This window comes from Pedobacter sp. MC2016-05, assembly GCF_026239735.1.
In the GTDB taxonomy this organism is placed as follows: domain Bacteria; phylum Bacteroidota; class Bacteroidia; order Sphingobacteriales; family Sphingobacteriaceae; genus Pedobacter.
Genome location: NZ_JAPIVT010000011.1, coordinates 103,525 through 116,993 on the forward strand (window position 1 = coordinate 103,525; position 13,469 = coordinate 116,993).

The 13,469-nt window shown below is 35.3% G+C and carries 14 protein-coding genes; 4 read left to right on the forward strand and 10 right to left on the reverse strand.

Annotation, left to right across the window (positions count from 1 at the left end):
• Nucleotides 1–104: 104 nt before the first annotated feature.
• The 4 genes from OQZ33_RS14965 to OQZ33_RS14980 all read left to right on the forward strand — a co-directional run bounded on the left by OQZ33_RS14965 (nt 105) and on the right by OQZ33_RS14980 (nt 5,044).
• Nucleotides 105–2,486 (forward strand): DUF2339 domain-containing protein, encoded by a 2,382-nt coding sequence (locus OQZ33_RS14965; RefSeq protein WP_265799854.1) that lies wholly within the window; start codon nt 105–107, stop codon nt 2,484–2,486.
• Complete coding sequence (locus OQZ33_RS14970) at nt 2,464–3,696, forward strand: hypothetical protein (protein ID WP_265799856.1); 1,233 nt, start codon at nt 2,464–2,466, stop codon at nt 3,694–3,696. The genes OQZ33_RS14965 and OQZ33_RS14970 overlap by 23 nt, the downstream gene beginning before the upstream one ends.
• A gap of 205 nt (nt 3,697–3,901) precedes the next feature.
• Nucleotides 3,902–4,132, forward strand: a complete 231-nt coding sequence (locus tag OQZ33_RS14975; RefSeq protein ID WP_265799857.1) for a hypothetical protein — start codon at nt 3,902–3,904, stop codon at nt 4,130–4,132.
• A gap of 474 nt (nt 4,133–4,606) precedes the next feature.
• Complete coding sequence (locus OQZ33_RS14980) at nt 4,607–5,044, forward strand: zinc dependent phospholipase C family protein (protein WP_265799858.1); 438 nt, start codon at nt 4,607–4,609, stop codon at nt 5,042–5,044.
• Nucleotides 5,045–5,314: 270 nt separating this feature from the next.
• On the opposite strand, the gene OQZ33_RS14985 is transcribed toward OQZ33_RS14980, so the two are convergent.
• From OQZ33_RS14985 to OQZ33_RS15030, 10 genes are all read right to left on the reverse strand, one after another.
• A complete protein-coding gene (locus tag OQZ33_RS14985) occupies nt 5,315–5,998 on the reverse strand; it encodes a VTT domain-containing protein (protein WP_322975070.1) in 684 nt (227 codons plus the stop codon).
• A gap of 67 nt (nt 5,999–6,065) precedes the next feature.
• On the reverse strand, nt 6,066–6,776 hold the full coding sequence (locus OQZ33_RS14990) for a hypothetical protein (RefSeq protein ID WP_265799860.1): 711 nt from the start codon (nt 6,774–6,776) through the stop codon (nt 6,066–6,068).
• A gap of 59 nt (nt 6,777–6,835) precedes the next feature.
• Entirely contained in the window at nt 6,836–7,507 is a 672-nt protein-coding gene (locus OQZ33_RS14995; RefSeq protein ID WP_265799861.1) for a DUF4397 domain-containing protein, read from the reverse strand.
• 83 nt (nt 7,508–7,590) lie between these two features.
• Complete coding sequence (dnaN, locus tag OQZ33_RS15000) at nt 7,591–8,715, reverse strand: DNA polymerase III subunit beta (protein WP_056851361.1); 1,125 nt, start codon at nt 8,713–8,715, stop codon at nt 7,591–7,593.
• Between the two features lie 33 nt (nt 8,716–8,748).
• Nucleotides 8,749–10,434, reverse strand: a complete 1,686-nt coding sequence (gene gldG / locus OQZ33_RS15005; protein WP_265799864.1) for a gliding motility-associated ABC transporter substrate-binding protein GldG — start codon at nt 10,432–10,434, stop codon at nt 8,749–8,751.
• Nucleotides 10,434–11,159 (reverse strand): gliding motility-associated ABC transporter permease subunit GldF, encoded by a 726-nt coding sequence (gene gldF, locus OQZ33_RS15010; RefSeq protein ID WP_265799865.1) that lies wholly within the window; start codon nt 11,157–11,159, stop codon nt 10,434–10,436. The genes gldG and gldF overlap by 1 nt, the downstream gene beginning before the upstream one ends.
• 248 nt (nt 11,160–11,407) lie before the next feature.
• Nucleotides 11,408–12,058 (reverse strand): porin family protein, encoded by a 651-nt coding sequence (locus tag OQZ33_RS15015; protein ID WP_265799866.1) that lies wholly within the window; start codon nt 12,056–12,058, stop codon nt 11,408–11,410.
• Nucleotides 12,059–12,220: 162 nt separating this feature from the next.
• A complete protein-coding gene (locus OQZ33_RS15020; protein ID WP_265799868.1) occupies nt 12,221–12,424 on the reverse strand; it encodes a hypothetical protein in 204 nt (67 codons plus the stop codon).
• 8 nt (nt 12,425–12,432) lie between these two features.
• Entirely contained in the window at nt 12,433–12,756 is a 324-nt protein-coding gene (locus tag OQZ33_RS15025; RefSeq protein ID WP_265799869.1) for a hypothetical protein, read from the reverse strand.
• A 3-nt stretch (nt 12,757–12,759) separates the two neighbouring features.
• The gene (locus OQZ33_RS15030) at nt 12,760–13,467 is read right to left on the reverse strand and encodes an ATP-binding cassette domain-containing protein (RefSeq protein WP_265799871.1); all 708 of its coding nucleotides are present in this window, start codon (nt 13,465–13,467) and stop codon (nt 12,760–12,762) included.
• Nucleotides 13,468–13,469 lie beyond the last annotated feature (2 nt).

Below are 13,469 nucleotides of genomic sequence, written 5' to 3' on the forward strand. Positions count from 1 at the left end.
TTTTTTTCAAAGCTACCAATTTAAATACACCAATCGAATATTTTCCTTAACCTTGTAAAATTCATTCCTATATTTAATAAATTAACGACTACCGAAAATATAGAATGGATAATTCAGAGAGATTAAACTTGCTTTTAGTGAAGCTCGAAAATTTACTGATAAGGCAACAAGGTTTTGAGGCAGAAATAGAAGCTTTAAAACAGGAAGTGAGGGCTTTACAATCGCCTGGCGCTACTTATGTTCAACCTTCAACACCAATTGCCGAACCTATTCTTGCACCTCCACCTAGAAATACTCCGCCAAGTACGGTAAATCAAAATAACCCTGCACCACAAGCTGCTCCAAGTCCATTCCAACCGCCCGTAAATCAACCGCAAAGTAATTTTGCAGATCGGTTTACACGGGAAAACATGGTTAAATCGGATTTTGAGAAGTTCATCGGAGAAAATCTGATCAGCAAAATTGGTATTCTCATATTAATTCTTGGTGTATGCATCGGGGCAAAATACGCTATAGATCATGATATGATCAGCCCGCTCACCCGGATTGTTTTGGGCTATGCGGTTGGTGCCGGATTAATGGCTTTCGCAATTAAACTGAAAGAGAAATACGAAAACTTTTCGGCTGTATTAGTCAGTGGTGCCATCGCCATCATGTATTTTATTACCTATGCAGCTTATGATTTCTATTCGCTTATTCCGCAAGCCTTAGCATTTCTGCTGATGGTTGTCTTCACTTCTTTTACTGTTGTAGCTGCCATAAAATACAACAAACAGGTTATTGCCCATATTGGCTTGGTTGGTGCTTATGCTGTTCCATTTTTGCTCAGCGATGGTTCAGGAAAGATTGGCGTATTGTTTACCTATATGGCTATCATCAACATCGGCATCCTGATTTTGAGTTTTAAAAAATATTGGAAGCCACTTTTTTATGCATCTTTCGGCCTAACCTGGATCATATTTCTTTCCTGGCGATTAAATTTAAGAGGCCAAGAAGATCACTTCGCCCTATCGCTTTTATTTTCTTCAGTGTTTTTCATCATTTTTTACATTACCAATTTAGCTTATAAGATGTCAAAAAAGGAAATGTTTGGCTTTAGTGATGTCGTTGTTTTGCTTTTGAATTCTTTCATTTACTACGGAATCGGATATTTTATTCTAGCTGCTAACAAAAATAGTGTTGAATTACTGGGGCTTTTTACGCTCGCCAACGCAGTGATCCACTTCATAGTAAGCTTAATTATCTACAAGAAGCAGCTTGCTGACAAAAACCTATTTTACTTGATTTTAGCCATGGTGATCACTTTTATTACGATGGCGGTTCCGGTGCAACTTAATGGCGGTTGGGTAACTATTTTCTGGGCAGTTGAGGCCGCTGTACTCTTCTATTTGGCTAGGGTTAAAGGAATTGCTATCTACGAAAAGTTATCATTTCCATTAATACTTTTAGCATTCTTCAGTCTTTTAGAAGATTGGGCAAGGTTTAACGACATAGATTATGGAAATGCACCACATGTGCTTCCATTCTTTAATGTTAGCTTTTTAACTGCTTGTATCTTCATTGGTAGTTTTGCCTGGATGCTGAACATCAACACTAAGGAAACCCAAAAATCTGGCGAGTGGCTCTGGATAAGAAGCATTTTGAATTATGCGCTTCCATCAATTCTTGTTTTAACTGTTTACATTACTTTCCGAATAGAAATTGTCCGTTATTTCAGCGGTTTATTAGAGTCAACAAAAGTTACACTCCGTCAAAGAAATGGTTTTGACGATGCAAGTCATGCTTTCAATTATAATTACGAAACCCTTACAACGGCTTGGCTTTATATCTATTCTATGTTTTTTGCAACTGCGCTAACCTTTCTAAATATTAAAAAAATTCAGAAAAACGAACTTGCCATTGCAAATCTTATCATCAACCTGGTGATGATTTTACTTTTCCTAACTAATGGATTATACACGCTTAGTGAACTGCGTGATAAATATTTATCAACGGAAAACGAATATTTTAATATCAGTTCATTTAATATTGTTATCCGATATATATCGATAGCATTTTTTGCACTTCTTATCGCTCAATGTTATTATTTGCAAAACTCAGGGCTGCTTAAAAAGAACTTCCAAACTATGTTCGAGTACCTGCTTTACATTTCAATTTTATGGGTAATTAGCAGTGAGTTGATTAACATTTTGGAGCTATCCGGAACAGATAAGAGTTACAAACTTGGTTTGAGCATTCTTTGGGGAATTTACTCCTTATTCCTCATCGGAATGGGACTTGCAAAAAACAAAAAACATTTAAGGATTGGAGCAATAGTATTATTTGGCATAACGCTAATTAAACTTTTCTTTTATGATATTTATTCGTTGAGTACAATCGCTAAAACTGTGGTTTTTGTTTCTTTAGGTGTCCTTTTACTTATAATTTCTTTTCTCTACAACAAATACAAACATTTAATTATTGATGATGTTAAAACTGAAAATTAGTATTCTTTTAGTGCTTTTGCTTGGTCATGGAATTGCTCAAGCACAAACCAGCAGCTATAAATTTAAAAGAGATATTAGCGGTGTTAATGCAATTTGGCATAGCATAAAATTACCCGAACAACTGTATGCAGCCGAAAATAAGGGCTTCCAGGACTTAAGGATTTTTGGTGTAAATGGAAAAGATACCACTGAAGTTCCTTATTTGCTAAAGCAGCGGGTAGATCAATTTATTTCGAAGGAAGTAGACTTTGCAATAATTAATAAAAGTTCGGATTTAGGCCTTTATTATTTCACATTTCAAGCCAATGTGGCGACTACAATTAATCAAATTAATTTATCATTCAAACAAAGTAATTTTGATTGGCAGGCTACTTTGGAAGGCAGCAACGATAATTTAAAATGGTTTTCTATTTTGAAAGATTACCGCATTCTTTCAATTAAAAATATTGATACCGATTATCAGTTTACTAAATTGAGTTTTCCAGATTCAAAATATCAGTATTTCAGAATTGCTTTGAAAAGCCCAGTTCAGCCAGAATTATTAGAAGCAAAAATTTTTAAAACCGATACTATAAATGGCACTTATCAGGATGTAAAATATAAAACTTATCAATTATATAATGATGCAAAAGCTAAGGAGACAGTCATAACCGTTGATTTAACCCGTCTAACGCCTGTATCAAATTTTAAGCTTAATGTTAACAGCGACTTTGACTTTTATCGATCTTTTAAAATCGAATACGCTACTGACAGTGTCAGAACAGAAAAAGGCATGCAATTTAATTATGCTGAGTTATATAACGGAACTTTGAGTTCGCTCGAGCCCTCAGAATTTAATTTTCCAAACACCATTGCCTCGACATTGAAAATAACCATACAAAATAACGACAATAAACCTTTAAGCGTCAGCGGGCTAGAACTGAAAGGAAATATTTTCGAACTGGTTGCTCGTTTCGATATCCCAACTCTCCATTACGCTTTATATTATAGAAATAACACAGTTGTTGCCCCAAATTATGAAATTGAAAAGTTTGAAAGCAAAATCCCGTCTGTTTTAGCTGCTTTAACCATTGGCAAAGAGGAGCAAAATCCAGCGTATACTGAAAAAATTGAGAAACCATTATTTGAAAACAAGGCTTGGTTATGGGTATTAATGGCAGTTATTATAGCATTGTTAGGTTGGTTTTCATTTAAAATGTTGAGGAATTAAGATCCTATTATAATAAAAGTCAAGCATGACATCGAAAACTCGATATGCTAAGAAGTTTGATATTTCATGTTAATTATATAGAGACAAATACAGAGATCATCTGATTAATTAAAAACATGAAGAACATTTTTCAATTCGCAGTAACTAGCGAAGTAATTGAAAGAATAACAAATTAAGCCCACATACCTCACAGCTTTGGGGTAAAATGAACGTTTCTCAAATGCTGGCCCATTGCAATGTAAGTTATGAATTGGTGTATGATACCAAACATGCAAAGCCTAATCCATTTATGAAATTCATCATGAAAGCTCTTGTAAAGAACATTGTCGTAAGCGAAAAACCTTATAAAAGAAATAGCCAAACTGCTCCATCGTTCGTAGTTACTGATGAGAAGGAATTTGAGAAAAAAAATCGCTTAATTTCTTACATCAATTAAACACAAGAGTTGGGCGAAGATGATTTCAACGGAAAAGATTCACACTCTATTGGGAAGCTAACCAAAACAGAATGGAACAATATGTTTTACAAGCACTTAGACCATCACTTAAATCAGTTTGGAGCTTAGAATTTAATTTATTTATGTAAATTCATAGTATGAAAAGATTAACGAATTTAATTGTGTTAATCATCCCTTTCATTCTATGCACTTCCTGGGGTTTCTTTGCGCACCAAAGAATAAACAACATTGAAATTTTCACCCTTCCGCAAGGCATGATCGTATTTTACAAGAAAAATACAAAGTTTATCACTGAACATAGACCCTAATAAACGAAGATATGCTGATACCCTGGAAGCACCCAGGCACTATCTCGATGTAGAAAAATATGAGAAAGATATCGATAGTATTCCTGAAAAATGGAACGATGCATTAGCGAAATATGGCGAAAAACATCTCAATACAAATGGGATAGTGCCATGGCAAATTCAGCGTACCTATTTTAGTCTGGTAAAAGCATTTGCTAGTCGTGATTCGATTAAAATTTTAAAATATTCTGCAGATCTAGGTCATTATATAGGTGATGCTCACGTACCGTTGCACACTACTGCAAACCACAACGGCCAATTAACAAATCAGGTTGGCATTCATGCCTTTTGGGAGAGTAGATTACCGGAGTTATTTGCTTCGAATTATAACTTTGTTGTCGGCAAAGCGAAATACATCGAAAATCATTTAAAAGAAGCATGGAAGATCGTTAAACATACCCATAGCCTGGTGGATACGGTTTTAACCTTGGAAGCAACACTGGCAGCAGCTTTTCCTTCCGATAAAAAATATAGCTTCTCTGAACGAAACAATACCGTTTTAAAACAGTTTTCCGTAGAATATTCAAAAACCTATCATGATTAAATGAATAAGATGTTTGAGCGGCAAATGCGATCTGCTATTATAGAAAATCGGATCATTTTGGTATTCTGCCTGGGTAGATGCAGGACAACCGGAGCTTAAGAACTTGGTGAAGCTAGAGACTGACCCCGCCGAAAAGCAAGCAACCGAAGAGGCGGAAAAGAAATATCAGCAGGGCACCGTTATTGGAAGGGAGCTGTAAAAATAAATGAAAAAGCCGCAAATAAACAGTAAAATCTGCTTATTTGCGGCCTAAAGTATCAAACTTTTATTTTAGTCTTCTTTTATTTCTTCTTCAATAATCTCTTCAACTTTTTTCTTTGAAAAAATTGACTTTAAAGCACCATAAATTACAGGCACGAAAGTTCCAACTGCAATAATTAGCACCAAAATTTCGAAATTCTTTTCTACAAATGGGATTTTACCGAGCAGATAACCAGCAAACAGTAAACTCGCAATCCAGGCAATACCCCCTAAGATATTGTAGTAAGTAAATTTACCGAACGACATTCTTGCAGCACCGGCTACGAATGGTGCTATAGTTCTGATGATCGGTAAAAAACGGCTAAAAATAATGGCTTTAGCACCATGTTTTTCAAAATACTCATGAGATTGGTGGTAATATTTCAGTTTGAGAATTTTGTTATTTTCTTTAAATACTTTGATCCCAAAATATTTACCAAGCTGATAGTTAACTGAGTTACCTAAAATAGCAGCAGCAATTAAAATAAGAAGCATAAACCAGATGTTTAAGCCTGTTCCATCCCCAGCCACTAAAGCGCCTACAGCAAATAACATGGAATCACCTGGTAAAAATGGGGTAACCACAAAGCCGGTTTCGGCGAAAATAATAATGAAAAGAATCAGGTAAGTCCAGGTTTTGTATTCCTGCATAATTACTTCTAACGTTTCTTTTGTATTAGTAAGTAATTGTATGAGTAAGTCGAAAAATTCCAAGTGATGTTAATTTTTAATTTGTCAAAAGTATGAATATTGAAGGGATAATGGAGAACTGTTCTAAGAATTAATTATTTGCCACTAATCGCTCTTTAAGCTTTCCATTTTTGGCACCCTCAATAATTACAGTGTAGACCTTGCCTTTTGCAAAGTTGGTGTATGAAATAGAATCTAACACGCCAGTAGAATCTACCAAGTTTAGTATGATCGATGTATTACTCCTGCCTACATCAGAAATTTGTTTATAAGTTGTTTTTTCTCCATAACCAATGCTTTCTACAATATTTCCGCTTTTATCTTTAATCTCTACTTTGGAGCGTAATGTGTGGCCTAAATTAATAAACATGATTTGTGCAACGTTATTATTTTGCCTAACGGTATCTTGATAAATAATCATTTCTGGTTTTGTGGTAGCCAAAGTGTTTTTTATCGTGTAATAAATTGAATAATTTTTACCTAACGCAAAACTTTGTTTCACAGAATTGTTTGTAACGCCGGTAACGCTATTTCTGGAATCAATTAGATATTCTTTATCACCTTCTACAACAAAATACGCCGTATTTGTACTGGTTGCCAAAGCCGAAACCCCGGTAACACTATTAAATAAAGCTTGATTGAAATAAAAATTTTGAGAGGTATCAGAAATGACTGTGTTAAATATCCTCACCTTTGCATCTCCAACAATTGAATTATCGTTTTTAATACAAGCACTAAATAAAACAATAGCAAAAATTAAAATTATCAGCTTTGAAGAAATCAAAAAATTACGTCTTTTCATAAAAAGGAATACTGTTGTTATAAAACGTAAAGATAATGGAAAGCATATGAACTTATGAATTAATTATCAGTTATAATGTGCGCTTCTAAAGCTGTGGCTGTGCTTCCACTAAACCAGATGGTGTAAATTTTTCCTGCTTCAAGTAAAGTTCCATCAATGGTTTTAATACTTCCCGAGCCTACAACATTATACCTAAGGCTCATTCCAGCATCCACCTGGAAATAAGTAGATGCTTCTTTGTAGAGTAAACCGTTAACAAACTGAGTGCCCGCTTGAACGCTGACATTTATGCCCGTTAAAAAAAAAGGCGTTAAGTTAATGAGTTTAATTTTGGCTTTGCCTGCTTCGGTATTGCTTAAATTATCTTCAAAAGTTATAATTTCTCTTGCTCCGGTACGATTACCAACTAAAAATGTAGAGTAAGTTAAAGATGGGGTAAAATTAAAGGTAGATTCTGTTGGGAGATTTGCTGAACCCATGAATTTAACGCTTCTACTTCCCGAAACAATTTTTAAATAGTCAGTTGATTCAGTAAAGGCAATTGCATTGGTCGAATTTTTTTGGCCATCTACATAAATATCTTGATTAGCTTCTGTTAACGTAGCATTTATGAATTTAACTTTAGCCTCTCCTTTTACTACTACATTTGGATCTGGTTTTTTACAGGCTATGATACAGTTAATAAATAATACGAAGCATAGAAAGAGTGAGCATTTAATAAAGATTTTCATAGTTAGATTATTTGGTCGGTAAACAAAGATGGCTCGGTCAAAAACCAAGCCACCTTTAATACTCTAACTTTAGAAACAATATTTTAATAACTGTTGTTAAGCATTACAGGCATCACTAACATTAATACATCTTCATTTTCATCGTTGGTTTGAGGAATTAAAAGTCCAGCTCTATTTGGAGTGGATAATTCCAAAGTAACCTCATCACCGCTCAAATTACTCAACATTTCGATTAAGAAACGGGCATTAAAACCAATCTCAAGATCTTCGCCATCATATTGGCAGCTTAAACGCTCGTGTGCTTCGTTCGCAAAATCCAAATCTTCTGAAGAGATATTCAACTCGCTACCGTTAATTTTTAATCTTACCTGATGGGTAGTTTTATTAGCAAAAATAACTACACGACGTAGTGTATTTAAAAATAATCCCCTGTCTATAACCAGTTTATTAGGATTATTTTGAGGAATTACTGCTTCATAATCAGGATAACGTTCGTCTATTAAACGACACACTAAGTTGATATTTTCGAACTTAAAGAATGCACTTGTAGCATTATAATCAACTGACACATTGATATCTGTTGATGGCAAAGCTGCCTTTAAAAGTGTTAAAGCTTTTTTGGGCAAAATAAATGATGTTGCTTTATCAGCTTTACTATCCATTCTGCGGTAACGAACTAATTTATGTGCATCAGTTGCTACAAACGTAATATGCTGAGGAGATAATTGGCAGAATACACCAGTCATTGCCGGACGCAACTCATCGTTACTCACTGCAAATATCGTTTTGGTAATGGCCTCAGTTAAAACTGATGCAGGCAAATTAACGGATGAGGCATTTTCAACCACCGGGATTTTTGGAAAATCATCACCATTTTCACCACTTAGTTTATATTTTCCATCGCCAGCGCTAATTTCTATTGCGAAAGAAGTATCATCAATATTGAAAGCAATTGGCTGATCTGGTAACGTTTTAAGTGTATCTAATAAGATTTTAGATGGAACCGCAACCTTACCCTCCTCCTTTGATTCTACAGCCAAAGCAGTTGTCATGCTCGTTTGTAAATCGGTTGCAGAGATCGTTAAGTTTCCGTCTTTAATTTCGAAAAGAAAATTTTCTAGTATTGGTAAAACTGTACTGCTGCTTGAGGCACCATTTACAGTTTGCAAGTGTTTTAATAAAGTTGATGTGGATACAATAAATCTCATGATATCATTTAGTCTTCTTCAAAAATATAAAAATTATTTAGCGTACTTGTATTTGCGGTAATAATGTTGAAAAATCGCAAAGAATATTAACAATAGCAATGGAGCAACTACATTTATAAACTGCCATTTGGTTTTTTCGAGTTTAATTTTGGCTTTATCCAACAATCTTATTTTAACTTCTTTATCACGTAAGGTAATTAAGTTATCATCATCAGTAAAATAATCTACTATATTTAATAAAAGTGCTTTATTACCGAATGTGCGCTGCGAATAACGATCGAAACCTAGGGGAAATGCAGAACCATCTTTTTCTGAAACCTGATTTTTAAAAATGTCACCATCTCCCAACACAATCATTTTTGAAGATTTACTGTTGGCGACATTTGTATAAGGTTGATCAATCCCTGCAGGTAGTGGTCGCCCTGCAAAAACCGACGGAAAATTGCCCTCTAACATCAAACCTACATGCTGTGGTGAACTTTGAAACTCACGGGGATCTAGTTGCTCTGCAATCATCTGCAAACTAAAAGGTTTAGGCAAATTATAGATTTTGTTATAAGGCGAAGTGGATAAAATATAAGATTTTTGAACACCTTTTACACCAATTGTATCTACTGTACTTGGAAATTCAGATTTAATTCCATCTAATTTCTTTACAACGCTGTGAGTGGTATCGGGAAGTAGAATCGGATAATAAATCCAATGCATCAACTGCATTTGACTTTGGCCGCCAACTGCTCCGGTTGAAACCGGAATTTCAACATTGTTCGCTGGATCAGCGATGATATTGTAATTTACCCTGGAGCCATACATAAACAGCATATCATCTAAATTCAGGTCTCTTGCCGTTGCCAGCTGGCCGTTTTGGGTTCTTAAATTTTCTAAATCTGCATTATTTTGATCGATGCTCCAAAGCACACGACCGCCATTCATTACAAAATAATTTATTTTATACTTCTCAGTTTCTGTAAAAGGTTTTTTAGGCTTCGCGATGATCATCATGTCCAGCTTATCCAACCCTTCTTTAGTGATCGTATTTAAATTGACACGGCCTACAATGTAATTATTAGCTAAAGTTACTCTTGCATCCTCCAATTCTAAATCGGTCAATTCTTCGTTAGATTCCGTAAAACCAATCCGTGGATTGTAACCATTAAGCACCTTTTTTAAATTAGAAGTAAAGGTATATTCTAAATTCTCTATCGATCGATTAATATTTTCTTCATAGCCGCCTGCAACATTAAAGTTTTGTAGCAGTTTAACCGGCATTTGTTTCCCATCCACCTCAATTACAGCTGCTGGAACAACAATTTTTTCGGTAGTACCGCTCTCGGTTTTTAAAGCAGTTCTCGTAGCTTCAATCCCATACTGGGCCATATTGTAAATTACAGTATCTTGCTCTTCAACTGTTAATCCCGCTAAAGGATCTATGTAAACCAGTTTCACTTCAGCAGTAGAATAAGCCGCAAAATCAGAAAGCAAATCTTTAACCCCTGCTTGCAATCGCTTAAAAGCTGGTGGAAGCTGACCATCTAAAAATACGGTAATCGTAATTGGCTTACGGTTATTGGCTAAAAGTGTTTTCGTTTTTTCGCCTAAAGTGAAGCGTTTATCTTCAGTAAAATCGAAGCGATGAAAAAAATAATTACCTGCTACATTTAACAAAACTAAGGCTGCAATAAATACAACTGAGTTTATCCATTTCTTATTCTTAGCCATTATCGTTTCCCTCCTATCACTAAATTGGTAAAAAATAAAAACAGGCAAGAGACTGTAATGAAATAGATTAAATCTCGCGTATCTAGCACACCTCTACTAATGGAGTTATAATGCTGATTGATTCCTAAATTGGCAATAAAACCTTCTATGTTTTGAAGCGAAATAAGTTGACTGCTGTAATCGAAACCTAAGAAAGCAAAAGCACATAAGGCCGCACAGATTACAAAAGCAACAACCTGATTTTTCGTTAACGCTGAAGAAAATAAGCCAATTGATGTAAAGGTTGCACCTAATAAAAACAAGCCTATATAAGATCCGATTATCGCTCCAGAATCTACATTACCTTCCGGAAATCCAAGTTTGGATAACGAATAAGCATATATTAATGTTGGGATCAACGAAAACAATATCAATACCAGGCTGGCCAAATATTTTGCGATAATGATCTGCCAAATGGTAATTGGCCTGGTAATAAGCAATTCATAGGTCCCTTCACGTCTTTCTTCAGCAAAAGATCGCATGGTAATTGCAGGAATAAGAAACATAAATAAATAGGGAACCAGGCTGAAGAAGCCACCTAAATCAGCATATCCATAATCAAGAATGGAGGTATCAGGAAAAAACCAAAGCAAAAGACCAGAAACCAATAAAAAAATACCAATGGTGATGTAAGCAACCATCGAACTTAAAAAACTGAATAACTCGCGTCTAAAAACTGCGTACATGTGCTAATAAAACGTCGAAGTTAACCATTTATTTGAGCATATTAAAGATGATTTCGAAGTAAATAAGCCTGAAATAATTCACTAACATTAGTGATACTTTCGTAATTCGGTTTTATAAAACCTATGCCCGGATGGTCCTGATCCGAAGTTACAAAACGAAATGATCAACAACAGGGTAGTAATTATTCATTTTAAACAAAAAAGCTTCTTGAAATTAACCAAGAAGCTTCTAAATATGATTGTATTGCTTAGAGAGAATAACCCAGGCCTACCGAAAATACTTTATTTTTGAATTTAACATCTACTTCACTTGGCTCATCAATAACGCTACTTAAACCTAATCCATAACCAGCATGGATATTTAATTTGTTGTTGAATTGAAACCCAGCTAAAAAGTTCAATCCAAATTCTCCACGTTTAATGCCATCGTTTGAATCAAATTCGATTTTTTCCTTTTCAGAACCATATTTAACGTTTCCACTTAAAGCATAAGCAAAATAAGGCCCTGCGCCAATGAATACTTTTCCTGCATTATTCACTTTAAAATTTGCAAGAACGTTCACTGGCAACTCAAGATAATTTAAGTTTAAAGTAGCTGACTCGTTAGTTAAATCTGATTCTTCGAAATCGAAAGTTTCGCCGCCCAATTTCGTTCCTTTACCTATAAAACTTAAGCCTGGTTGAATGGAAATAATGTCTGACAATGCAAATTCTGCTGTTCCACCAACATAAAATGATGTTTTTGAATCGAAACCAATTGTTGTACCGCCAGCAGAAATACTCATGCTTGGGAAAGCAACACCTGCTTTTACGCCAAAGGTTACAGGTTTACTTGTTTGAGCTGATGCTGCATAGCCTATGCCAGCAAGCATTAATAAAGATAATAATGTTTTTTTCATCTGATTTTTGATTAAACGTATATTTAGTTGATGCAATAGACGTTAATTATCATCAAATAGTTACGCAAATCGGTCGAAAAAAATCACATCTACCTGATTATCAGCAATAATAATATCAAATCAAAAAAAATTATTTTAATAGTGCCAAGTCTATTCATTACTCTACAGGCCAAAAACATAGGCAACACGAATACCTGCAAATCCTTTTGAGCTAGAATTGTTAATACCCAAAATGTTGGTTTCATTTTTACCGGCCCAAGCTTCATAACGGATGCCAATATCCAGTTTATTTCTGTCAGATAATTTGAATTGGTTCCCTATTCCGGGCGACCAAATAAAAACATTTCGTTGTCCGTTAATCGACAACCCTGCTCCTACCTGGGCTTCAGCATAAAACTTTGGCTTTGGTATTTAACTCCGCCTTTGAGTGGGATATAAGTTAAATCGGGTAGATTAATTAATTGGTTTCGTTTTCCGAAGAAATTCATAAAACCTACATTAACGGTTAGCACTATTTGTGGTGACACTGGAAACTCTGCCTTTGCAGAAGCGCCCAAACCTATCCCAGATAAACTGACGAAATTTCCAGATGGAAGTCCAAATTCGGCGCCGATGCTGATATTAGAAGAAGTTTGTGCTTTCGCATTTAAGCATAAAAGAAGGATAGCAGCAAGAGCCAGGAAACGTACTTTAAACATAGATCAAGCTGTAAGTTTTCTAAAAATAGCTTCTAATGAGCTATTATTATTTGAGTTTTTGATTCCTTCGAGTGAATCGTTAGCTACAATCATACCTTTATTAATGATAATGATATCATCGCAAATGGCCTCAACTTCCTGCATGATGTGCGTAGAGATAATTACGGTTTTGTTCTTTCCAAGCGCTTTGATCAGTGCTCTGATCTCTACCAATTGATTTGGATCTAAGCCAGACGTAGGTTCATCCAGGATTAAAACATCAGGATTGTGAATGATCGCCTGAGCCAAACCAACTCTCTGGCGATAACCTTTAGATAACATGCCTATTTTCTTATGCTGCTCAGGTGTTAAGCCAACCATTTTAATTACATCATCAATACGGTGAGCTAAATTTTTCATTTCATAGGTTTGGCCTACAAAATTCAAAAATTCCCTGATGTACATGTCTGTGTAAAGCGGTGTGTTTTCTGGCAGGTAGCCAATATGCTTTTTTGCTTCAATGGCTTCTGTTAAAATATTTCTGCCTGCAATTTCAGCGTGGCCCGAGGTAGGTTCTAGATAACCGGTAAGCATGCGCATCGTAGTCGATTTCCCTGCACCATTCGGCCCCAGGAAACCTAAAATCCGTCCTGGTTTGGCTTCAAAACTAATCGCATCTACTGCCTTCTGTTTATGATAATGTTTGGACAGATTTTTTACTAAAATACTCATCG